This window comes from Kribbella sp. NPDC023972 (genome assembly GCF_040639075.1).
Classification (GTDB): domain Bacteria; phylum Actinomycetota; class Actinomycetes; order Propionibacteriales; family Kribbellaceae; genus Kribbella.
Genome location: NZ_JBEZZH010000003.1, coordinates 246,398 through 267,309 on the forward strand (window position 1 = coordinate 246,398; position 20,912 = coordinate 267,309).

Here is a 20,912-nt window from a genome sequence, read left to right on the forward strand (position 1 = left end):
TCACTACAGTGAAGATGTGCGTTACGCAGACTCTCTCCTGGACCTGGTCGGCAACACCCCGCTGGTGAAGCTGTCGAAGACGACTGACGGCGCCAAGCCGCTGGTGCTCGCCAAGGTCGAGTACTTCAATCCCGGCGGCTCGGTGAAGGACCGGATCGCGGTCCGGATGGTCGAGGCCGCGGAAGCCTCCGGCGACCTCAAGCCGGGTGGCACGATCGTCGAGCCGACCTCCGGCAACACCGGTGTCGGGCTGGCGATGGTGGCCCAGCAGAAGGGCTACAAGTGCGTCTTCGTCTGCCCGGACAAGGTCAGTGAGGACAAGCGCAACGTGCTCAAGGCGTACGGCGCCGAGGTCGTGGTCTGCCCCACGGCGGTGGCACCCGAGCACCCGGACTCGTACTACAACGTCTCCGACCGCCTGGTCCGTGAGATCGAGGGCGCCTGGAAGCCGAACCAGTACGCCAACCAGAACAACCCGCGCTCGCACTACGAGACCACCGGCCCGGAGCTCTGGGAGCAGACCGAGGGCAAGATCACCCACTTCGTCGCGGGTGTCGGCACCGGCGGCACGATCAGCGGCACCGGCAAGTACCTGAAGGAGGTCTCCGGCGGCAGGGTGCAGGTCATCGGTGCGGACCCGGAGGGCTCGGTGTACTCCGGCGGCACCGGCCGGCCGTACCTGGTCGAGGGTGTCGGCGAGGACTTCTGGCCGGAGACGTACGACCGGAACATCTGCGACCGCATCATCGAGGTGTCGGACGCGGACTCGTTCGCGCTGACCCGGCGGCTGGCCCGCGAGGAGGCGATGCTGGTCGGCGGCTCCGCGGGGATGGCGGCCGCGGCCGCGATCCGGCTGGCGCACGAGCTCGACGATCCCGAAGCCGTCATCGTCGTACTGCTGCCGGACGGCGGCCGCGGATACATGACCAAGGTTTTCAGCGACGACTGGCTGTCGCAGTACGGTTTCCTCGCCGCGACCCGGCAGGGCACGACGCTCGGCGACATCCTCGCCCAGAAGGACGGCGGCATGCCGCCGCTGGTCCACACCCACCCGCACGAGACGATCGCCGAGGCGATCGGCATCCTGCGTGAGTACGGCGTCTCGCAGATGCCGGTGGTCCGGGCGGAGCCGCCGGTGATGGCGGCCGAGGTGGCCGGCGCGGTGTCGGAGCGGACGTTGATGGACGCCCTGTACTCCGGCAAGGCGCGGTTGGCCGACATGGTCGAGCAGCACATGGACCCGGCGCTGCCGTCACTGGGCGCCGGTGAACCGGTGGTCAAGGCGGTCGAGCTGCTCGAGGATCGGGACGCCCTGATGGTGCTGGACGACGGCAAGCCGGTGGGCGTTCTGACCCGGCAGGACCTGCTGGTCCACCTGTCCGTCGACTGACTCTCACCGCGGAGCCGCAAGGGTTCCGGCGGTGGGAGACTTATCGGTCCACGACCGAGGGCAGGATGGCGAGCAGGGCCGTGACCACGATGCCGATCACGATGGCCGCCGCTCCGGCGATCTGAAGGATTTCCATACCTCAAGAATCCTTTGTCGCGCCCGTGTGGACATCGGCCCGAGGACCGGTCTTGCCTTCATCCCAAGGTCGTACGCCGAACCCCGGCTGCTCCTACTTCAGGAGTGCGGGTAAACCCTGAGGGCGCGGGAACACCAGCCGCGGCCTAGGCGGTGTCTGACGGTTCCCCGCCTACTGCGCGGCACTCGGCACGGCATCTCGCCGCACTGGAGCAAAGGCCACGATGGATCCGCATCGAGACCTTCACTCCAGCACGCCGAGCTACCGCACCGAGCACCTGCTCGCTACGGCGCTGAACCGTCAGACACCGCCTAGTGGACCAGCACGAAATCGGCTGGATCGAGCCGCCGGGTGCGGCGCCAGTACGACACCGTGAACTCGGGCCAGATGGTCGAGTTGCGCCCCTCGGCGTCCAGGTACCAGCTGTTGCAGCCGGACTGCCAGACGGTGTCGCCGAGCTCGCCCTGGATGCCGCCGACGAACCGCTCCTGCGCCTCCTCGCGGACCTCGACGTACGACGCTCCGCGCCGCCGGAGCAGGTGCAGCGCCTGCATCACGTAACGGACCTGGGCCTCGATCATGAAGACCATCGACGAGTGGCCGAGCACGGTGTTCGGGCCGACCAGGAGGAAGAGGTTCGGGTAGCCGGCGACGGTGATGCCGAGGTGGGCGCCGATACCGTTGCGCTTCCAGTGCTCCGCCAGGTCGATGTCGTCCTCGCCCAGGATCGGCATCCGGGTCAGGTTGGCGGACACCTCGAACCCGGTCCCGAGGATGATCGTGTCGCAGGCCTGCTCGACACCGTCGGAGGTGACCACGCCGGTCGGGGTGACCCGGGAGATCGGGGCGGTGACGACATCCACGTTCGGTCGCGCGAGGGCTGGATAGTAGTCGTTCGAGATCAGGATGCGCTTGCAGCCGATCTGGTAGTCCGGTGTCAGCTTTGCCCGCAGCTCGGGATCGGCCACCTGCTTGTGCAGGTGTCGTTTCGCCTGTAGTTCAAGGCCTTTCATCAACTTCGGGTTGCCCGCGAAGCCGGCGCCGCGACCTTCGAGAGCCCAGTAGATGGCATTGCGGATCGCACGCTGGCCGGCTGGGAACCGCTCGTACAGCCGACGTTCCCACCGGCCGATAGCCCGGTCCGGCTTGGGCGTTATCCACGGTGGAGTGCGTTGGTACACGTCCAGGTGCGCGACGTCCATGGCGATCCGCGGCACGAACTGGATCGCCGATGCGCCGGTCCCGATCACCGCGACGTTCCGCCCGCGCAGGTCGTGGGCGTGCTCCCACTGCGCCGAGTGGAACGTCGTACCGCTGAAGGAGTCGAGGCCCGGGATGGCCGGCACCTTGGGCTGGTGCAGGCTGCCGACGCCCGCGACCAAGGCCTGGGTCTCGATCGTCTCGGAGCCGTTGACGGTGACGGTCCACCGGCCGGTCGCTTCGTCGAACACGGCTTCGGTGACCTCGGCGCCGTACCGGATCTTGCCGGCGATGGCGTACTTGTCGGCGCAATGCTTGAGGTAGGCAAGGATCTCGTCCCACGGCGCGAACATCCGGGTCCAGTGCGGGTTCTGCTCGAACGAGAACGAGTAGAGGTACGACGGGATGTCGCACGCGCAGCCGGGATACGTGTTGTCCCGCCAGGTGCCGCCGAGTTCGTCGGCCTTCTCCAGGATGACGAAGTTCTCGCAGCCGGCCTGGCGCAACTTGATGCCCATGCACAACCCGGCGAACCCGGACCCCACCACGACAACCTCAGCCCCAGTCATAGCAGCCGAGGTTACCGGCGAGTCACCTCACGGGCTAGTGCTTCAGGCGGTAGAGGATCTCGCCCGCGTTCGGGATGACGAGGGTGTCGGGATCGTTCTCGTACGCCGTGAGGTCGACGTCGGCCGGATCCAGGGGCGCAAGGTTGGCCCGGCGTACGACGTCTGCCGGGATGCCGGTCGCCAGAGTGACGTGGACGCGGAGGTGTTCGCCGGTCACGGGGTCCCAGGTGCCGGCGCCGCGGAGATGGGTGGAGTGGGCCAGGACGCCCCAGTGCAGGTCGCGGAAGCGATCCCACTGGCCGAGGAAGTAGTCGCGGCAGTGGTAGCCGATCTCCTCGATCTCCGGGTGCATCGCGGCGAGCTCGGTGACGTGCGGGGCGTAGAGGACGACCTCGCCACCGTCGGCGACGACCGGCTCGACCTTGTAGAAACCCTTGGCCGCGGTCCAGATGTCGGCGTACCTGGTCGGCATCACCGACACGACCCGCCGGACCGGATGGTCGAGGTAGCGGACGTGCGTCTGCGCGGAGATCTCGGCGGCCGCGCGCCACGAGGAGATCGTGTCGCCGAAGGCCACCGCGTGCAGGGCGTTCGTGCCTGACTGCGCCACCACCGACAGGGCGAGCTTCTCCGCTGGGATCAGCGCTGCGGCCTCGTCGATCAACGCCCGGACCGGCGTGATCCCCGGCGTACCGATGACGTTCGAGCTGGTGATCAGCGCGCCCAGCCAGTGGGAGAAGTCGATGACCTCCTGGCCGGCCACGCCGGGGAAGAAGTACTTGTTGCCGCCCGAGAAGCCGACCACCTCGTGCGGGAACACCGGGCCGACGACCAGGGCGACGTCGTGCTCGACCACGGCCCGGTTGAGTTTCACCGGTACCTCGTCGCGCAGCATCTCATCCGAGATCTCGCCGACCCGGTCCGCGCTGATCGTGCCCAGGTCGGCGAACGTGTCCGGTTTCCACCACTCGTGGTTCAGTACGCCGTCGTACTCGCCGCCGAGGTGGGCGCGGAGCTGGTCCGGTGTCATCTCCGCGTGCGTGCCGAGGGCAACCAAGATGGTCAGTTTGCCGACCCGGCCGTCGAGGGCTTGGTGCACCGCCTTCAGCAGCAGCGGAAGTGGGCAGCTGCGGGTCGCGTCCGGGACGATCACGCAGACGCTGCGCCCCTCCAGCCCGGCGCCGCTAAGGGAGTCGCCGACGAAACTCACCACCTCGTCCTCGGTCAGCACCTGCCCGGGTCCACCGATCACCGCCGCCGGTCGCGCGTCCATGCCCTCCACCCTAGTGCCTGCGGCGGTTCCGAGCCGTGATCGGGAGGAAACGCTTGGTAGGCAAGGGATCCGTCAGCGGCAGGTAAGGGATCGAGCCGTTGACCGGGCCACGGGGGCGGCGCACGATCGGCTTGTCAGCCGGGGAGCGGGCTGAGATCGAGGGGGAGTTCGACATGTCCGACACCATCGAGCGGCCGTCCGGGGCGAGACCGGAAGGTTTCGGCGGGGTGCTGCTGCAGGCGGGGGACGCGGCGTACGACGAGGCCCGGACCGTCTTCAACGCGATGATCGACAAACGGCCGGCGATGATCGCGCAGTGCGAGTCGGCGGCCGACGTGGTGGCGGCGGTGCAGTACGGCGTCGCCCGCGAGTTGGAGCTCGCGGTCCGGGGAGGCGGCCACAGTGTGGCCGGGGCCGGCGTGACCGACGGCGGACTGGTGGTCGACCTGCGCCGGATGAACGGCGTCCAGGTCGACCCGGACGCGCGGATCGCCCGGGTCGGTGGCGGCGCGACGTGGGGCGACTTCGACCGGGCCTGTCAGCCGTACGGCCTGGCGACTACCGGCGGCCGGGTGTCGACCACCGGGGTCGCGGGCCTCACCCTCGGCGGCGGCTCGGGGTGGCTGGAGCGGAAGTTCGGCCTCGCCTGCGACAACCTGATCTCGGTCGAGCTCGTCACCGCGGACGGCCGGCTGCTGATCGCGGACGAGACGAAGAACACCGAGCTGTTCTGGGCGCTGCACGGAGGCGGCGGCAACTTCGGCGTCGCGACGTCGCTGACGTTCCGCCTGGAGGAGGTGCCGACAGCCACGCTGGGATTGCTGCTCTGGCCGGCCGAGGCCGGCCCTGCTGTGATTCGCGCGTACCGGGACCTGATCGAGGCGGGGGTGTCGGAGAACCTCGGCGGGGGCGTGCTGTTCCTGACCGCGCCGCCGGAGCCGTTCGTGCCCGAGCATCTGCAGGGGCAGCTGGTGGTGGCGGCCGGTGGTGTCTACGCCGGTCCCGAAGCGGAGGCGAGGGACGCCTTGGCGCCGATGTTCGCGCTCGGGCCGGTCGGTGAGCTGGTCGCCGAGATGCCGTACGCCGAGGTGAACTCGGCGCTCGACGATCCGCCGGGGTATCGCAACTACTGGTCGGCCGAGCATCTGTCGTCCTTCCCGGACGCCGCCGTGCAGCTGTTCACCGACCGGGCGATGGATATGCCGGCGCCGTCACCGTCGCAGCAGGCCCTTCTCCCGTGGGGTGGAGCCGTACTGCGGGACGCCGACAAATGGCCGTTGCCGCACCGCCAGGCCGCGTGGGTGGTGCACCCGTTCGGCCTGTGGTCGGATCCGGCGGACGACGCGCGTGGGCGGCAGTGGTCGCGGGATCTGTGCGCCGATCTGCAGGAGTGGGCGACGGGGTACGTGTACCTGAACTTCATCGGGAACGAAGGGCAGGACCGGGTGGTCGCCGGGTTCGGGCAGGAGAACTACGACCGGCTGTCCCGGGTCAAGTGCGAGTTCGACTCCGAGAACGTCTTCCACCTCAACCAGAACATCCTTCCAGGCTGGCCGGAGCGTTCAACCGGCTGACTGACGCGTCGTCTGGTGGTCCCGTTTGTAGTGGGGTAGGCGGGACCACTGGACGGCGGCCACGACGGCGTACGTGATCGCGGCCAGCGGGACGGACCAGAGCCGGAAGAACGGCAGTTGCCCGGTGACCGCGGTCGCGGCGAACACCACGGCGAAGACGGTCAAGCCGACAGTGGTACCGCGCCGCCGGCTGTCGAGCGCCGTACTCGGGAGTGGGCCGACGTGGCGATCGAGTACGACGGACAGCGCGCTGAGGCCGATCATCGCGGCGAGAGCGAACATGATGCCTCCAGGCAGACCTCCGAGCGCGACCGCGAACGCGTTGGCGGCGGTCAGCACGGCGACGGCGACCGCCATGTCCAGCGCGCCGAAGGTCAACTGGCTCATCCGCCGCTTGCCCAGGTCGACACCGTCCGCGGTCCTTGCCGGCCCTGGCTCGCCGGCCAACCGCCGTACGGTCAGGACCAAGCCGACGGCCAGCACCACGAGGGCCAGCACACCTGACCCGGACAGCACCGCCGACTTCGCCGGCGAGATGAACTCCTGAACGTTCCCGCCCCCGAAGTCACACGTTGCCGAGGGCGGGAACCACCGCGTGTCCACCTCAACGCCGGCGCTGTCGTCCCCACCGAACCGCAACGCACAAGCCTCCGCCGGATCAAACCATCCAGGCATCGAGGTGCTGACCCACACCGTCCACCCGAGCCCCAGCACCAACCCCAACGCCAGCAAACTCCCCGCGCGCCGCCTGATCCACTCCACGTGCTCCACACTCTCATCCATGACGTCGTACAAGGGTTCCTACCTCTGGCAACTCCGCCAACACGTCGGCTCCCGCCTCCTGCTGATGCCAGGCGCCCAGGTCCTGGTGCTGGACACCGCCGGTCGAATCCTGTTCCAGCAAAGCCGCGACACCGGCCTCTGGGAACTCCCCGCCGGCGCGGCCGAACCAGGTGACACCTTCCGCACCACAGCAGCCCGCGAGCTCCACGAGGAAACCGGCTTGCAGGTCGCCGAGCAGGACCTGGTCCCGTTCGCCTCGCTCTCCGAGCCAGACATCCATACGCTCACCTACCCCAACGGCGACGTCTTGCATTGCTTCGCGATGTGCTTCGAGGCGCGTCGCTGGACGGGGGCGCTGGCGGCGGACCCGGAGGAGGTGCTTGCCCTTGGGTTCTTTGCGGAGGCCCCCGCGGAGTTGCATCCGCCGACCAGGGTGGTCCTGGACCTGTACGCCGCCTATCGCGCGTCGGGGCTGTTCCAGGCTCGTTGACCTCGTCAGGCAGAGCGGGTTGCGGGGCGCTCGGCACGCTGGTCGGCCCACGCCTGACATTGCTGGTGGCAACGGGTTTGATCGCCATCTCCTGGCTGCCCGTGTACGACTCCCGCCCGGCCGGGACTGTGAACTCTGGTGATCCGGGCGTGGACGAACTTCAATCGAAGCAGGAGAGGGGAGGAGACCATGACTGAACGAGAGGACTTCCTGGAGTGGGTGACCACGCGGCTCCGGGACGCGGAAGTCGCCCTCCACAACGGTGACGCCGGACCTCGGCGGGAGCTCTGGTCGCGGCAGGATCCGGTGACTGTGCTCGGCGCCTGGATGACCGGCACCAGCCATGCGCAGGCCGAGGAGATCTTCGGGCGACTGGAGGACAGCTTCAGCGACTGTACGTCGTACACACATGAGGTGATCTCGGCCGAGGTGAGTGGCGAGCTCGCGTACACGGTCGGCTACGAGCACACCGCGGCGAGTTTTCAGGGCGAGCCGCGGAAATACACCCTGCGGGTCACCCAGCTCTACCGCCGGGAGAACGGGGAGTGGAAGGTCTTCCACCGCCACGCCGACACGCTGCAGACGACAGCCGACTGATTCCGGGCACGCTCGCCGACGCCCTCGGCGTACGGCGTCAGAACTCGAGCGCCTCGCGGTGGCGTTCGAGCCAGGACAGGTAGAGCGGGAAGTCCCAGGTCGAGGCCTGCTGTACGGCGCGATCGGCGTACTCGGTCGCCATCGAGCGATCGCCGCCCACCACCTCAGCGAGCGCGAGGTAGCCATCGATCGGGCCGATGGTGACGGAGAAGCCCGAGACCGACATGCGCCCGGACAGCGGGCGAAGGACGTCGCGCGCACGTCGGGCGAGGTGGGGCTCACGGGCGTGAACCGCGAGTTCGGCCAGCAGAGCGGCGTCCATCGACGTGCTCCAGTATTCGTTCTGAATGGCGATCGGGCGATCGCGCAGACGACGCCGGGCCTCGTCGATGCGGCCGACCCGAGCCAGCGCGACGTACACGACGGTGAGCCCGATGTCGAGGTCGGTCGCGTCCATCGCGGCGGCCATGGGGTCCACGAACGGCTCGAGCAGCTCCGGCATCCAGTAGCCGGTGGCCAGGGCGATCCCGGCCTCGTGGCCGTCCTGCGCCGGCAGGTGGATTTGGTACCGCAGCTCGCGGAGCAGGTCCGCACCGGTCTGGGCACGGGCGACATCGCCACGCAGCCCAGCCAGCGTCACGTCGACGAAGCCGAGAACGTAGCTCACGAACGCCAGCCGCCGGCGCCGGGCGAGCCGTTCCGCAGCGGCGGCGTGCACCCGCCAGCCGTGGGGATCGCCTCGCTCGAGAGCGCCGCAGGCCACGATGGCGTGGGACAGCGCGAGTACGTCGGGATCGTCGAGCTGCTCGGCGACGGCGAGGCTTTCCCGGCCGAGCAGCTCACGGTCGGCGAGCCGACTGGGAAGCCACAGGGCCATCCAGCCCGCGCGGGTCGCCCACCAGAGAAGTTCCGGGTCGCCGATGCGGCGGGCCATCGCGACACCCTCGTCGACAAGGGCGCACAACTCCGCGTGTGCGTTGCGCTCGTAGTACAGCTCGACGGCCAGCGCGAGCATGGCACGGCAGCGCGCGATCGAGTCCGTGGGCGGCAGGACGGCGAGCGCCCAGCGTAGGTCGTCGATCACGTCCTCGAGTACGACGTTCCAGTCGTGCGGAACCCAGAGGCAGTGACGCGTCATCTCCGCCGCGGCCTCGGCCAGGCGATGCGGATCGGAGGTCGACCGGGCGAGTGCGATGGCCTCGACGGCACAGTCGACGACGGCGTACCAATCGGCCATCCGCTGACAGTCGCCTGCCCGGGCCAGCAGCAGCGCATGTCGCTCCTCGGCGGTGCCGGCCGGGTCACGCCGATGCGCCTCCACCGCCGCTCGCATGAGCTCCGCGGCCTCCTCGTGCGAGAACACCCGCCGGGACTGCTCCGCCGCCGCGACCGCGGTCCGCCAGGCTCGGCCGACGTACAGCGGGCCTGCCTCCAGCCAGTGCCGAGCGACCTCCGCGATCAGCTCCTCCCGCCGGAGCAGCTGTGCGACCTCTGAGCGGTTCTCCAGGGCGTGGGCAGTCTGGCCGTGTAGCCGGGCGAGTCGCGTCGACCGAACCGAGCTCGCCACCGCGTCCCGGGTGAGGGCGTGCGTGAAGGACATGATCCCGGCCCGGTCATCGACGATCAGGCCGGCCGCGCGGGCCGGTTCGAGGAGGTCGTCGACGTCGTCGGCGGTGCGATCGTTGACCACAGCAAGGAGATCCACGCTGAAGGTCCGGCCGAGGACCGCGGCCAGTACGAGCGTGTCGCGACTGGCATTGGGCAGGGCTTCGAGCCGGCGCAGCAGTACGTCGCGCACCGTCGCCGGGACAGACGCGACGTCGCCTGAGCGGGCGAGCTCGACGAGGAAGAACGGGTTCCCTCCGGCGCGGTCGTGCCAGGCTCGCACGTCGCGCGGCGGAGTCTCCTGTCCGGAGACGGCGGACACCAACCGGCGGGCGTCCTCGAACGACAGGCCGGTGAGGTCGATCCGGGTGGCATGGCGCCGGGCCATCGCTTCTCCCACCTCGGCGAGCGCGCCGGTCGGTTCCGGCCATGGGCGCCGCGTCGCCACCACCGCGACCCGGTCGCCCGGACCCGCCGTCCGGACGAGATGGGTCAGCGTCCGGAGCGAGGCGGTGTCGGCCCAGTGCAGGTCCTCGAGAACCACGAGGATCGGAGTCTCCGCAGATCGGCGGATCACCGCCGCGGCCACCGCCTCCCAGGTCCGGAAGCCTGCGGCGGCGTCCAGATCTGGTACGGCGTACGCACCGCCGGACCTGGCGAGGTCGTCGAGTACCGATCGCCAGGGCCACAGGGGAGGCGCGCCGTCATCCTGTGAGCCGCGTCCGATCGCGACGGCCATCCCGCGGCGGCGCGCTTCGGTCAGCAATTGGTCGACCAGGCGTGACTTCCCGATCCCGGCCTCGCCAACCAGCAGTGCGGCGGCCGGTTGGCCGGCCGTCGACCGATCGAGGAGGTGCGCCAGCGCCGCGGTCTCCGCCTCCCGGCCGACTGTTTCCCATGCGCCGGTCACCGGTGCCGCCTCCGCTGTTGTCACGCCCGCCAACGCTGAACGGCGTTCCGGAGTGGGCGGCTTCAACCGCTGATCCTGGACGAGGATCGCATGTTCGAGCGTGCGGAGCTCCTGGCTTGGATCAATCCCCAGTTCGTCCGCCAGGACACCACGGACCTGCCGCAACGCGGCCAGGGCTTCGGCCTGCCGGCCGCAGCGTGCCAGTGCGAGCGCGTGCAAGCCCCAGATTCGTTCCCGCAATGGGTGCCGCGCGGTGGACTGCTCGGTGATGGCGACGACCGTGGCATGATCGCCGAGCGCGAGCAGGCCGAGGACACGGTCTTCTTCCGCGGTCAGCCGGAGCTCCTCCAGCGCGGCGCGCTGTGCCAGGACATCGGGATGGCCGCCGAGATCCGCGAAGGCTTCGCCTGTCCACCAGCCCAGCGCCTGCTCGAGCCGCTCGACTCCCGCCGCGATGTCATCGCGATCAGGCCATCCGTCAGCGGATGCGACGGCCAGTTGGCTCGTTAACGGGGCCAGAGCGCGATGCGTACTGCGGACCTCGTCGCGAAAGCGATAGGCGTCGACGTCCCGGTGGGGCAGCGCCAGTTGGTAGCCGTGGTCCGTCGTGACGAGAACGGTCGGCCGGCCACGCGGGCCGAGATCCGGCTCGAGCGCGCGACGTAGACCGGAGATGTACGAATGAAGGGTTCCGTGCGCGCCTGCCGGGGCCTCGCCGGACCAGACGAGGTCCACGAGAAGATCGGGCGAGACGTCGTACCCGAGATGGAGGGTGAGCGCCGCCAGCACCGATCGCGGCTTGCGCGCGCCGAGAGCCACGACCCGGGCCGGACCACCGTCACGGGCCGGCTCGATGGCGCGACAAGCGCCGAGGACGGCGATCTCCACCAGGTCAGGGTAGACCTTGAGTGCCTGCACAAGCCGGTCTCAAGTCGCGCTCAAGCGTGCGGCCGGACAGTGGTACCGCCAGGAGAACTCAGAGGGGCGACCATGAATCAGCAGCAGGCGTTCACACCGCAGGTGACCCTACCCGGTCAGGCGCACACCGCCGAGGGTCCGTACGACCAGACCGGCATGTACCTGATGCACCACGCGTTCCGGCGCGATCTCGACCGGTTCGTGTCGGCGATCCGCAACACTCCGGTCGGCGACACGGAGACCTGGGCGGCGCTCACCCGGAGGTGGGACAGGTTCGACACGGTCCTGCACCATCACCACACCATCGAGGATGAAGCGTTCTGGCCCGTACTGATGGCCCACGCCGACGCCGCCGGTCGCGCCGACGACCGCGCAACCCTGGAGGCGATGGAGGCCGAGCACGCTGTCATCGACCCCGCCCTCCAGTCGATGCGGACCGGCTTCGCGGCCATGAACGAGCACCCGTGCACGGACCACCGCAACGCTCTCGACGTCCGCGTCACCGCACTTCGCGAGGCGCTGGTCCAGCACCTCCACCACGAGGAGACCGAGGCACTTCCCCTCGTGCAGGCCACGATGACCCCGCAGGAGTGGAAGGCAGCGGAGTCGGCCGCGGCGAAAGGCTATCCACCCAAGCTGCTTCCGTTCCTCATCAACTGGATCGCGTACGACGTACCACAGGATGTGCTCGCCAAAGTCATCCGCGACGCCGGGCGTGCCTACACCGTCCTGTACCGCCTGACCAGACGCCGCTTCACCACCATCGACCAAAAGGCGTTCCGCTACGCCTGACCATCATGAGGACAGCGTGCAGGTCGACGCTCACCGGAGGGTTTCCAGGAGGTCGAGGTCGCGCTCGGCGTAGAGGCGGTGTTGCCATTCCTCGTTGAGGACGATCAGGAGGCAGTCGCGGACGGGGTAACTGACGGAGTCCGGCCAGCCGGGTTCGGGGACCGGGGTGGTGTCGGCCTCCAGGCGCTCCTCGGTCAGCTCGTCGACGTACCGGCGTACCGTCGCCATCCGGTCGTTGCGCAAGGCAAGGACTTCGTCCAGGTCCGGGCGTACGTCGCGATCCCACGGAACGCCCGGGGTCTCGGGCATCCCGTCGAACGGGAGGTCGAGCGCGTCCCACGGATGTGGATCGCCGAGGATCACCCGCCGTACCCAGGCGTCGGTCGCGAACACCAGGTGGCGCAGCGTCTCGATGAACGACCACTCGCCGTCGACCCGCTCGTGCAGCTGCTCCGGGCTGAAATCGCGGGCCCGCTCGACCGTCCCGTCCCACAGGCATTCGAGGATGTCCCACGCGGTCCGGAAGCCGGCCGAATCGGTCGGCCGCATCTTGGCCCGATCCGGGTAGCGGCGGTCCAGCTCGGCGTACACGTACGGCGCGACGTCGACTCCGTTGATGACCAGGTCCTCGACATCGCCGTCGATCGTCAGGTGGCCGAGCTCGACGCCGCGCATTCTCGTGCCGGTCAGCACCACCCGCTCGAACCGGGCGCCCCGAAGATCCACATCCCGGACCAGCGCGCCGGTCAGATCGACCCGCTCGATCCGCTTCCCTGACCAGCCGTCCATGAATCCCATGCCCTCACGGTAGACCTGTTTCCGGACGTTCTCCTTCCGGAAAGCCGGCCCCTGGCCGCGTGCGGTGACAGAGGAAGATCGATGGAAGTAGAGGACAAAAACTGACCGGTACGTCTCGTAGGCTCGAAGCATGACGAACGAGCAGACTGCGACCACCGGTGAGCGGGCCGACATCCTCGACTTCCTCGGGAAGCACCGTTACTTCCTGCGCTACACCGCGGAGGGTCTCTCCGACGAGCAGGCCAGCACCCGCAGCACCGCCAGTGCGCTGACGGTCGGTGGTTTGATCAAACACGTCACCGCGGTCGAGCGGAGGTGGGCCGAGTTCGCCCAGAACGGCGGTGGCGATGGCACCCCGGAGGAGACCGAGTTCACCCCGGAGATGATCGCCGAGTGGGAGAACCAGTTCCGTCTCACCGAGGGGGAGACGCTGGCCGGCGTACTGGCGGAGTACGAGAAGGTCGCGGCCGCCACCGACGACCTGGTCCGCACCCTCGACCTCAACACCAGCTACGAACTCCCCGCCGCCCCGTGGCAACCCCCGGGTGTGTTCTGGACCGTCCGCCGCGTCTTCCTCCACATCGCGGCCGAAACCGCCCAGCACGCCGGCCACGCGGACATCATCCGTGAGTCGATCGACGGCCAGAAGACCATGGGCTGACGCAAGGGGGCGTCACTCAATCGGGTGACGCCCCCCATTTCAGCCCGGGAGGCTGTTGAGTCAGTGCCCGCCGTCGTTGGCTGATGGGCGGACGATGAGCTTGCTCGTGTAGTCCTCGGCATAGCAGCGGGCTACGCTGGAGCGGCCGTCTGAGGTGCTGACGGTGATGGTGGCGAGATACGGGACCACGACGCCGCGCTCGGTGATGCCGTCGAAGGTGTCCGACTGCTGGCTGCGAGCGCCGATGCGGCGCAGTTCGACGTTGATCGTGAGCTCGCCGATCTGCTGCCCGGTGACGTGGTCGATGAGCGGCGACGTACCGCCGGCTGTCCGGCCGGGCAGGTTGAGGACGCCCTCTGCCTCCTGCGGGTTGACACCATCATCGATCACGACGTCGTACCGCACGCCCGGTCGATCCTGGCTCAGCGCCACCTGGCCGTTCGGGAGGCCTTCGAGGTCGCAGATCGCCGACTCGAAGTCGGAGTCCGAAGAGATTGCCGCAGCCGGGTTGGTGGTCATCACGTCGTAGGTGATGACCTCAGAGATGCAGTCGTCGTCGCCGGCCAGAACTGTCTGCCCGGGCATGGTCGCGGACCCGACGTCCACGCGGTATTCGGTCGTGGTCACCGTCCCGATGGTCCAGCTGTTCCCGCTTCGCTCCTGGAGGTCCTCAGTTACGGGAGCTGCCAGCAGGGTGCGGGTTGCTTCGACCGACGCGAGGCCGAGCGGTTCCTCCGTGTCGGAGTCGAGGAGCTCGACGTCAGCCGCGAATGAGCCGTCGCCGGCGAACACCGCCGTACCCTCCCAGCCCTCCGCGACCATGTCGTAGTCCGCGGTCTCGACGAACATGTACGACCCCGAGGCGGCGTCCAAGGTGTTCGCCGTTGCTCCGAAGAAGACGTAATCACCCCGCGCTGTCTCGAACACACAGGAGACCGAGGTGATCGTGTTGAGGATCCGAGTCGGCGAATCCGCACTCGCTGTCGGCGCGGCCACCAGCAGACCCAATCCACACAGCATTGCCGGTACTTTCATAGTGCTCCCGTCCCATGGACCTAGCCGGAGGAAGGAGCGACCGAACGCCCGGGCCGTCAGACCCGGGACCCCCCACTCGACCCCCCGAGATGGCAGCTTCATCCCCCCACCGGGCAGAAGCCGTGGCGAGATCACACGGTCGCCGGCGCCACCGAGAAAGCGGGTTTCCACAGTGCGGCCACCACCACACGTCGGCTGGGAACGGTACGCCGGAGAAGTCACCGTGGGCTGGGAGCCGCCGTACGAACCGGCGGGGCTCGGGTCATTGACAGACCCGTGAGGCCGGAGTAGTCCGGATGGAAGGCGTGGGGCTGTCGTCGTTGCCGGCACACGGTTCAACCCACATGAGGCCGCTGCTGGGGGCTGGGCTTGGTTCGAGCCCTGGTTCTGACACCCAGGGTCTTTCATCCGACGTCACCCGTCGGGAGGGGACTACGCGTACCAGACGTTTCTGCACGGCTGCCCGGATCTCGAAGCCAACGCGGAGACCCCTTTCCTGGCCCGGTAGCGCCGGGGCGATTTGGAGGTTCCCAATGAGAAGGTCGTTGTGGCTCACACTGCTGCTCGGGATCGCTGTGTCGCTGGCGCTTGCTGGGACAGTCTCCGCTACGCATCCGCCGGGCGGCACGACGGCGGTGCCGCTCGCGCGCGGGACGCTTGCGGAGAAGGTGAAGGTCAACGTCGGCGACATCAAGATCCAGACGAAGGGCCCTGTCGACGTGGCCACGTTGCAAGTCACGTTCGCCAAGGGAGGTGGGTCAGCCGGCTGGCACATCCATCCGGGCCCTGTCTTCGTGGTGATCAAGTCGGGCGAGATCTCGGTCTGGACCGAGGACTGCGAGAAGACGGTCTACGGGCCTGGCGAGACGTTCTTCGAGATGGGCCCCGAAGCATCGATGCTCGTCAAGAACGAGAACCCGGACACCGACGCCGTCGTGGTCGGCACCTTCATCGTGCCGGTGGGCGCCGCGCCCCTGACAATCACGACCGAACACCTCTGCGGTATCGAGGAGTAGGTCAATGCTGCGGCACTCGTCAGACCCTGCGACGACAAGGAGCTGTTGCGCACGGGTCCGTGACCCGGCCGATAGGGAACAGCGCCGAGGGCGCCATCTTACGCGGCGCCCTCGGCCCGCTGCATCAGATGGCAAGCTTCATCCGTGATCGATGCTGACGCGAAGAAGACTTTGCACACTTACCTACGGTCGGCGCGTGGGGCGCTGGTGTGGAAGCTCGACGGGTTGTCCGAGTACGACGTCCGCCGCCCGCTGACGCCGACCGGTACGAATCTCCTCGGGCTGGTCAAACACCTGGCGATCGTCGAGGCGGGATACTTCGGCGAGACTTTCGGCCGCCCGTTCCCTGAGCACCTGCCCTGGTGGGACGACGATGCCGAACCCAACGCCGACGCGTGGGCGACCGAGGACGAGACACGCGCCGACATCGTCGACTGCTACCAGCGCGTCTGGGACCACGCGGACGCGACGATCGACGCCCTCGCCCTCGACGCACCTGGCCGAGTGCCCTGGTGGAGAGACGGCGACATCACCCTGCACCGGATCCTCGTCCACGTCCTCGCGGAAACGAATCGCCACGCCGGCCATGCCGACATCGTCCGTGAACAACTCGACGGTGCCACCGGCCTGAACGCCACCAACACCAACATGCCGGACCAGGATCCGGCCTGGTGGCAGAACCTCCACACCCGCATCGAACAGGCAGCGAAAACAGCCCAGTCCCGATCAACCACCACACCCTGACAACCGAGGGCACCCCGGACCCGAGTCGTCAGGGCCTGGAACATACGTACGCCGTGGCTACATGCCGGACGAGCGTGACCAGGCCGGTTTGGTTAGGGTAGCCTCACCTGCATGATCGTCTGCCATTGTGAGGTCGTCAGCGACCGGGAGGTCCTCGAGAGCATCGAGGACGGCGCTCGCACGCTCTCGCAGGTGTGCGGGGCGACCGGGGCTGGGCGGAACTGTGGCGGCTGTGTCTTCTCGTTGAAGCGGTTGTTGTGCGAGCATGGGAGGTCGGTCTCGGCAACCTCGTTCACGGAGGTGGCAGGTGCAACCGGTTAACCCACGCGTCGTCGTACTGCTCAATGAGGCGCTGACACTCGAGCTGACAGTGATCAACGGGTACTTCCTGGAGGCCAGGATGCTCGACAACTGGGGGTTCGGCCGGCTGGGCAAGGCCTTCTACGACCTGTCCATTGACGAGATGAACGACGCCGACGCGCTGATCAGCCGCATCCTGTTGTTCGATGGTCACCCGAACCTGCAGAAGCTCGGCGCCGTGACGGTCGGTGAGAACGCCGAAGAGATGCTCCGGCTTGGGGTCGAGAGCGAGCACTCCGCGGTGGCGCAGTTCAACGCGGCCGCGAAGGAGTGCCACGACCTCGGCGACCACGGCACCGCCGCGGTGTTCGAGGAGATGGTCCGCGACGAGGAGAAGCACGTGGACTGGTTCGAGAGCCAGCTCGACGCGATCGAGCGGGTCGGCGCTCAGCAGTACCTCGCCCAGCAGATCGAGCCCGGCAAGTCACCTGGCTGAACCGCTTCCCGATCTACGAGCTCAGCGAACCGGCGGGTGACAGCGGGTATCACCCGAGCCCGCTGGGCCCGGGTGATCGCCTCGTACGCCTGGCTCACTCGCTCTGGAAGGGCCGCACCTCGAGCTTGCCCTGGCACGCCCCGGAGGCACAGGTCAGTACGCTGTCGTGCGAGGCGGGGCCGTGCACGGACAGCAGTTACTGGATCACCGTGATTTCTCTAGATCAGGCCGCCGGAACGGGAAGAACTCGCGGACCTCTTGGGCGCAGCGGCAGGCGACCGCGACCTTTGCGGCCCACTCCAGAGCCGCCTCCCAGGTGGGTACGTCGACAACGAACACGCCGCCGATGAGTTCCTTGCTCTCCGGGTACGGGCCGTCGATGACCATCCCGTCGGTGGCCACCACTGCGTGCTTCGCGTCGTAGTCCAGCCCGCCGGTGAAGACGAACACGCCGGCATCCTTGGCCTCCTGGACGACCGCGTGGGCGGCCTCGGCCACGTCGGGCAGGTCCCCCTGGGGGATGTGGTCCATCGCACCGTTCTCGAACGAGATCAGGTACCGCGTCATCTCATCGCTCCTTGCTCTCGACGGCCTGCCTCCGGCCGCCTCTCACCCCTGCTACGAACGGCTTGCTCCGGATCCGACAGGCTGCCAGAGATTCTCACGGGATCACCAAACGAGCGCCGGCACCCGGCCGAGCGACCAGGTGCCGGGCGGGATCAGGTCAGAGATTGTCTGCTGGGAACGGCACTCCGGTGTTGCTGTGGCAGCGGTAGCCATTGGGGTTCTTGTGCAGGTACTGCTGGTGGTAGGGCTCGGCGTAGTAGAAGGTGGCGGCGGGGGCGATCTCGGTGGTGATGTCGCCGTAGCCGCGGGGCTTGATGACGGGGGCGTAGAGGTCGCGGGTGCGTTCGGCCTCGGTGCGCTGGGCGTCGGTGGTGTAGTAGATGGCCGAGCGGTACTGGGAGCCCAGGTCGTTGCCCTGGCGCATGCCCTGCGTCGGGTCGTGGGTCTCCCAGAAGACCTTCAGCAGATCGGTGAAGGTCGTCTTGGTCGGGTCGTAGACGATCCGGACCGCCTCGGTGTGGCCGGTGCCGCCGGTGCAGACTTCCTCGTACGTCGGGTTGGGCGTGTACCCGCCCGCGTACCCGACCGCGGTCGTGTAGACCCCGGGCTGCTGCCAGAAGATCTCCTCGGTCCCCCAGAAACACCCGGTGCCGAACCAGGCCTCCTCGAACCCCTCGGGCGCGGCGGCGGTCTGCGGCGTACCGAGAACGATGTTCTCCTCCGGTACGGCGAAACCGGGCGAAGGCCGGCCGGGCAGAGCGGCCTCGGGCTCGACCAGAGCTGTGTTGCGCTTGAAGAACGACATCTCACGCCTCTCGCAGTGTGACTCTCATAGTCTCCCAACACCCCTACCCAGGCGAACCTTCCCCGACCCGATTACGCGGCCCTTACGCGATCATCGCGGCGGTGCGGCGGGTTGGGGTGTCGGTGGTCAGGTCGGCGTAGGAGGTGGCCAGGTGGCGGACGCCGTCGCGGAGTGCGTCCGGATCCAGGGTGAAGGGGAGGCGGATGAAGGACTCGAGGCCGCCGTCGGGGGAGAAGCGGGAGCCGGCTACCAGGAGTACGCCGTTGCGTTGCGCCACGCCGACCAGGCTGGAACCGACTGGCTCCGGGAGTTCGCACCACAGGGACAGCCCGCCGCTCGGCAGGTGGAAGCGCCATGAGGGGAGCTCGGTGCTGACCGCCGAGGCCAAGGCATCGCGGCGGCGGGCGAGTTCGAGTCGGCGCTCGGGGAGGATTGTCGACCGCTGTCGCAGGAGCTCGGCGACGACCAGTTGGTCCAGCACGGGTGCACCCAGATCCATCGACGCCTTCGCGTCGAGGATGCGCGCGATCAGTGGCTCCGGCACGCGCATCCACCCGATCCGCAGCCCGCCCCAGAACGACTTGCTCACCGAGCCGACCGTGATCACCCCGGTCGGGTCGTACGACGCGAACGGCGGCGGCATCTCCTGCCCGTCCAGCGACAACTCGAAGAGTGTCTCGTCCACGATCGCCGTCGTCCGGGCGCGCGCGAACGCGATCGCCAGCCGCTGCCGGTCCGCCGCGGACATCAACCAGCCGGTCGGATTCTGGAAGTCGACCACCATCCAGGCGGCCCGCGGCGCGGTCTGCCTGATCGTTGCCTCCAGCAAGGGTAAGTCCCAGCCGCCGGGACTGAGCGGCACCGCCACCACCCGGCAGCCGCTGCGCCGGATCGCGTCGACGGAGTTCGGGTGGGTCGGGCTCTCGGTCAGCACCCGGTCGCCGATCTGGGTGATCGCCCGGACCGCGATCGACGTCGCCGCCAGCGCACCCGCGGTGACGATGATCTGGTCCGGCGACGTCGGCAGACCACGCTCCTCGTAGGCGGCCGCGATCTCTTCCCGCAGCACCGGCAGCCCCTGCGGGTGGTACCCGGGCGTCGCCAGGTGCACCGGCAAGTCGGCCGACGCTACGGCGACCGCCGTACTGATCCCTGGTACGGCGCTCGGCGCGGCACACGTGAAGTCGTACAGGCCGTCGGTGTCGATCCCCGGCGCGTGGTGCCGGCCGAGCTCGGGCTCTATCCGCGATGGGAGAGCGGTCACGCTGCCCGAGCCCCGGCGCGAGAGCAGGTACCCGCTGTCGCGCAACTCCCGGTACGCCGAGGCGACCGTCGTACGGCTGACACCGAGCGCGTCGGTCAGCTCGCGCTCACTCGGCAGCCGCGAGCCGGGCATGATCCGCCCGTCCGCGATCAGCAGCCGGAGCCGCTCGGCCAGCAGCCGGTACGCCGGTCCAGCGCCGTCGGACCAGGAGCCGAGCAGGCCGGAGAGCGTGCTGGCCGGAAGATACTGTCCCTTCATGCAGTCCACTATGGCGCAATTGGCTATCGAACACCAGGCCACTTAGCCGCAAACTGAAGAACGTGACCGCCACTTCCGAAGCCCCTCCTCGCCAGCTCGCCGCGCTGAACCCGATCCAGCAGCTGAAAGCAGGCCACCTTCCCCGTCGCCTCGTCCAGCTGTACGTCGGCCTGACCCTGTACGGCGCCTCGATGGGCCTGATGATCCAGGGCAACCTCGGCCTGGACCCGTGGGACGTGCTGCACTCGGGCATCACCAAGCACCTGCCGCTGAGCTTCGGCACGGTGGTGATCGCGATGAGCTTCGTCGTCCTGCTGGCCTGGATCCCGCTGCGGCAGTGGCCCGGGCTCGGCACGATCAGCAACGCGATCGTGATCGGCCTGGTGACAGACCTGACGCTGGCCATCGTCGACCGGCCGGACGAGCTCTGGCTCAAGATCGTCTTCATGCTCGCGGGCGTCGTGGTCAACGCGCTCGCCGGCGCCCTCTACATCGGCGCGCAGTTCGGCCCCGGTCCGCGTGACGGCCTGATGACCGGTCTGGTACGTCGTACCGGCCTCAGCGTGCGACTGGTCCGTACGACGATCGAGGTGACCGTTCTCGCGGCCGGCTTCCTGCTTGGCGGCGTGATCGGCGTCGGCACCGTCGTGTACGCCCTGTCCATCGGCCCGCTCGTCCACTTCCTGCTGCCGATCTTCACGGTCCGCTTGAAGAACTCCTGAACAATCCAG

General features: G+C 68.5%; 20 protein-coding genes. 11 read left to right on the forward strand and 9 right to left on the reverse strand.

The annotated features are described in order from the left end of the window. The first annotated feature begins 16 nt into the window (after nt 1–16). Nucleotides 17–1,390 (forward strand): cystathionine beta-synthase, encoded by a 1,374-nt coding sequence (locus AB0F43_RS14235; protein WP_360475236.1) that lies wholly within the window; start codon nt 17–19, stop codon nt 1,388–1,390. Nucleotides 1,391–1,837: 447 nt separating this feature from the next. On the opposite strand, the gene AB0F43_RS14240 is transcribed toward AB0F43_RS14235, so the two are convergent. Further along, complete coding sequence (locus AB0F43_RS14240) at nt 1,838–3,295, reverse strand: NAD(P)/FAD-dependent oxidoreductase (RefSeq protein ID WP_360475239.1); 1,458 nt, start codon at nt 3,293–3,295, stop codon at nt 1,838–1,840. Between the two features lie 34 nt (nt 3,296–3,329). Next, a complete protein-coding gene (locus AB0F43_RS14245; RefSeq protein WP_360475241.1) occupies nt 3,330–4,568 on the reverse strand; it encodes a lactate racemase domain-containing protein in 1,239 nt (412 codons plus the stop codon). Nucleotides 4,569–4,741: 173 nt separating this feature from the next. Between AB0F43_RS14245 and AB0F43_RS14250 the strand changes: the two genes are divergently transcribed. Further along, nucleotides 4,742–6,142 (forward strand): FAD-binding oxidoreductase, encoded by a 1,401-nt coding sequence (locus tag AB0F43_RS14250; protein ID WP_360475244.1) that lies wholly within the window; start codon nt 4,742–4,744, stop codon nt 6,140–6,142. On the opposite strand, the gene AB0F43_RS14255 is transcribed toward AB0F43_RS14250, so the two are convergent. Then, the gene (locus tag AB0F43_RS14255) at nt 6,131–6,925 is read right to left on the reverse strand and encodes a hypothetical protein (RefSeq protein WP_360475247.1); all 795 of its coding nucleotides are present in this window, start codon (nt 6,923–6,925) and stop codon (nt 6,131–6,133) included. The genes AB0F43_RS14250 and AB0F43_RS14255 overlap by 12 nt on opposite strands. Here AB0F43_RS14255 and AB0F43_RS14260 point away from each other — a divergent pair. Together AB0F43_RS14260 and AB0F43_RS14265 are read left to right on the forward strand one after the other, a co-directional pair. Further along, a complete protein-coding gene (locus AB0F43_RS14260) occupies nt 6,924–7,415 on the forward strand; it encodes an NUDIX domain-containing protein (RefSeq protein ID WP_360475250.1) in 492 nt (163 codons plus the stop codon). The genes AB0F43_RS14255 and AB0F43_RS14260 overlap by 2 nt on opposite strands. Before the next feature lie 189 nt (nt 7,416–7,604). Next, the gene (locus AB0F43_RS14265) at nt 7,605–8,012 is read left to right on the forward strand and encodes a nuclear transport factor 2 family protein (RefSeq protein ID WP_360475253.1); all 408 of its coding nucleotides are present in this window, start codon (nt 7,605–7,607) and stop codon (nt 8,010–8,012) included. A 37-nt stretch (nt 8,013–8,049) separates the two neighbouring features. On the opposite strand, the gene AB0F43_RS14270 is transcribed toward AB0F43_RS14265, so the two are convergent. After that, nucleotides 8,050–11,415 (reverse strand): BTAD domain-containing putative transcriptional regulator, encoded by a 3,366-nt coding sequence (locus tag AB0F43_RS14270; RefSeq protein ID WP_360475256.1) that lies wholly within the window; start codon nt 11,413–11,415, stop codon nt 8,050–8,052. 102 nt (nt 11,416–11,517) lie between these two features. Between AB0F43_RS14270 and AB0F43_RS14275 the strand changes: the two genes are divergently transcribed. Further along, nucleotides 11,518–12,237, forward strand: a complete 720-nt coding sequence (locus tag AB0F43_RS14275) for a hemerythrin domain-containing protein (protein WP_360475259.1) — start codon at nt 11,518–11,520, stop codon at nt 12,235–12,237. Between the two features lie 30 nt (nt 12,238–12,267). On the opposite strand, the gene AB0F43_RS14280 is transcribed toward AB0F43_RS14275, so the two are convergent. Then, a complete protein-coding gene (locus tag AB0F43_RS14280) occupies nt 12,268–13,035 on the reverse strand; it encodes a DinB family protein (RefSeq protein WP_360475262.1) in 768 nt (255 codons plus the stop codon). A gap of 130 nt (nt 13,036–13,165) precedes the next feature. Here AB0F43_RS14280 and AB0F43_RS14285 point away from each other — a divergent pair, with 130 nt between their 5' ends. Beyond that, nucleotides 13,166–13,696 carry a DinB family protein gene (locus tag AB0F43_RS14285; RefSeq protein WP_360475265.1) on the forward strand — a complete coding sequence of 177 codons (531 nt, stop codon included), beginning with the start codon at nt 13,166–13,168 and terminating at the stop codon, nt 13,694–13,696. 60 nt (nt 13,697–13,756) lie between these two features. Here the strand turns inward: AB0F43_RS14285 and AB0F43_RS14290 are convergent, their stop codons facing one another. Further along, nucleotides 13,757–14,731, reverse strand: coding sequence for a hypothetical protein (locus AB0F43_RS14290; RefSeq protein ID WP_360475268.1), 975 nt, complete (start codon nt 14,729–14,731; stop codon nt 13,757–13,759). Between the two features lie 533 nt (nt 14,732–15,264). Between AB0F43_RS14290 and AB0F43_RS14295 the strand changes: the two genes are divergently transcribed. The 4 genes from AB0F43_RS14295 (at nt 15,265) to bfr (ending at nt 17,287) form a co-directional block, all read left to right on the forward strand. Next, nucleotides 15,265–15,747, forward strand: a complete 483-nt coding sequence (locus AB0F43_RS14295) for a cupin domain-containing protein (protein ID WP_360475271.1) — start codon at nt 15,265–15,267, stop codon at nt 15,745–15,747. Nucleotides 15,748–15,891: 144 nt separating this feature from the next. Further along, nucleotides 15,892–16,491, forward strand: coding sequence for a DinB family protein (locus AB0F43_RS14300; RefSeq protein ID WP_360475274.1), 600 nt, complete (start codon nt 15,892–15,894; stop codon nt 16,489–16,491). Nucleotides 16,492–16,602: 111 nt separating this feature from the next. Continuing rightward, nucleotides 16,603–16,812 (forward strand): (2Fe-2S)-binding protein, encoded by a 210-nt coding sequence (locus AB0F43_RS14305; protein ID WP_360475277.1) that lies wholly within the window; start codon nt 16,603–16,605, stop codon nt 16,810–16,812. Further along, nucleotides 16,799–17,287: a bacterioferritin gene (bfr, locus tag AB0F43_RS14310; RefSeq protein WP_360475280.1), complete on the forward strand. Its 489-nt coding sequence runs from the start codon at nt 16,799–16,801 to the stop codon at nt 17,285–17,287. Before AB0F43_RS14305 ends, bfr begins: the two co-directional genes overlap by 14 nt. A 204-nt stretch (nt 17,288–17,491) precedes the next feature. On the opposite strand, the gene AB0F43_RS14315 is transcribed toward bfr, so the two are convergent. The 3 genes from AB0F43_RS14315 to AB0F43_RS14325 form a co-directional block, all read right to left on the reverse strand. Then, nucleotides 17,492–17,854, reverse strand: a complete 363-nt coding sequence (locus AB0F43_RS14315) for a YciI family protein (protein ID WP_360475283.1) — start codon at nt 17,852–17,854, stop codon at nt 17,492–17,494. 157 nt (nt 17,855–18,011) lie between these two features. Next, on the reverse strand, nt 18,012–18,659 hold the full coding sequence (gene msrA, locus AB0F43_RS14320) for a peptide-methionine (S)-S-oxide reductase MsrA (RefSeq protein WP_360475286.1): 648 nt from the start codon (nt 18,657–18,659) through the stop codon (nt 18,012–18,014). Nucleotides 18,660–18,741: 82 nt separating this feature from the next. Further along, entirely contained in the window at nt 18,742–20,181 is a 1,440-nt protein-coding gene (locus AB0F43_RS14325; protein WP_360475289.1) for a PLP-dependent aminotransferase family protein, read from the reverse strand. Nucleotides 20,182–20,243: 62 nt separating this feature from the next. On the opposite strand from AB0F43_RS14325, the gene AB0F43_RS14330 reads away from it, so the two are divergent. Beyond that, the gene (locus tag AB0F43_RS14330; protein WP_360475292.1) at nt 20,244–20,903 is read left to right on the forward strand and encodes a hypothetical protein; all 660 of its coding nucleotides are present in this window, start codon (nt 20,244–20,246) and stop codon (nt 20,901–20,903) included. The last annotated feature ends 9 nt before the right edge of the window (nt 20,904–20,912 follow it).

What these genes read in the sequence shown, in the direction of transcription:
- AB0F43_RS14240 (WP_360475239.1), bottom strand. Translation starts at nt 3,295, where the DNA reads ATGACTGGGGCTGAGGTTGTCGTGGTGGGGTCCGGGTTCGCCGGGTTG.
- AB0F43_RS14245 (WP_360475241.1), bottom strand. Translation starts at nt 4,568, where the DNA reads ATGGACGCGCGACCGGCGGCGGTGATCGGTGGACCCGGGCAGGTGCTG.
- AB0F43_RS14250 (WP_360475244.1), top strand. Translation starts at nt 4,742, where the DNA reads ATGTCCGACACCATCGAGCGGCCGTCCGGGGCGAGACCGGAAGGTTTC.
- AB0F43_RS14260 (WP_360475250.1), top strand. Translation starts at nt 6,924, where the DNA reads ATGACGTCGTACAAGGGTTCCTACCTCTGGCAACTCCGCCAACACGTC.
- AB0F43_RS14255 (WP_360475247.1), bottom strand. Translation starts at nt 6,925, where the DNA reads ATGGATGAGAGTGTGGAGCACGTGGAGTGGATCAGGCGGCGCGCGGGG.
- AB0F43_RS14265 (WP_360475253.1), top strand. Translation starts at nt 7,605, where the DNA reads ATGACTGAACGAGAGGACTTCCTGGAGTGGGTGACCACGCGGCTCCGG.
- AB0F43_RS14275 (WP_360475259.1), top strand. Translation starts at nt 11,518, where the DNA reads ATGAATCAGCAGCAGGCGTTCACACCGCAGGTGACCCTACCCGGTCAG.
- AB0F43_RS14280 (WP_360475262.1), bottom strand. Translation starts at nt 13,035, where the DNA reads ATGGGATTCATGGACGGCTGGTCAGGGAAGCGGATCGAGCGGGTCGAT.
- AB0F43_RS14285 (WP_360475265.1), top strand. Translation starts at nt 13,166, where the DNA reads ATGACGAACGAGCAGACTGCGACCACCGGTGAGCGGGCCGACATCCTC.
- AB0F43_RS14290 (WP_360475268.1), bottom strand. Translation starts at nt 14,731, where the DNA reads ATGAAAGTACCGGCAATGCTGTGTGGATTGGGTCTGCTGGTGGCCGCG.
- AB0F43_RS14295 (WP_360475271.1), top strand. Translation starts at nt 15,265, where the DNA reads ATGAGAAGGTCGTTGTGGCTCACACTGCTGCTCGGGATCGCTGTGTCG.
- AB0F43_RS14305 (WP_360475277.1), top strand. Translation starts at nt 16,603, where the DNA reads ATGATCGTCTGCCATTGTGAGGTCGTCAGCGACCGGGAGGTCCTCGAG.
- AB0F43_RS14315 (WP_360475283.1), bottom strand. Translation starts at nt 17,854, where the DNA reads ATGACGCGGTACCTGATCTCGTTCGAGAACGGTGCGATGGACCACATC.
- msrA (WP_360475286.1), bottom strand. Translation starts at nt 18,659, where the DNA reads ATGTCGTTCTTCAAGCGCAACACAGCTCTGGTCGAGCCCGAGGCCGCT.
- AB0F43_RS14325 (WP_360475289.1), bottom strand. Translation starts at nt 20,181, where the DNA reads ATGAAGGGACAGTATCTTCCGGCCAGCACGCTCTCCGGCCTGCTCGGC.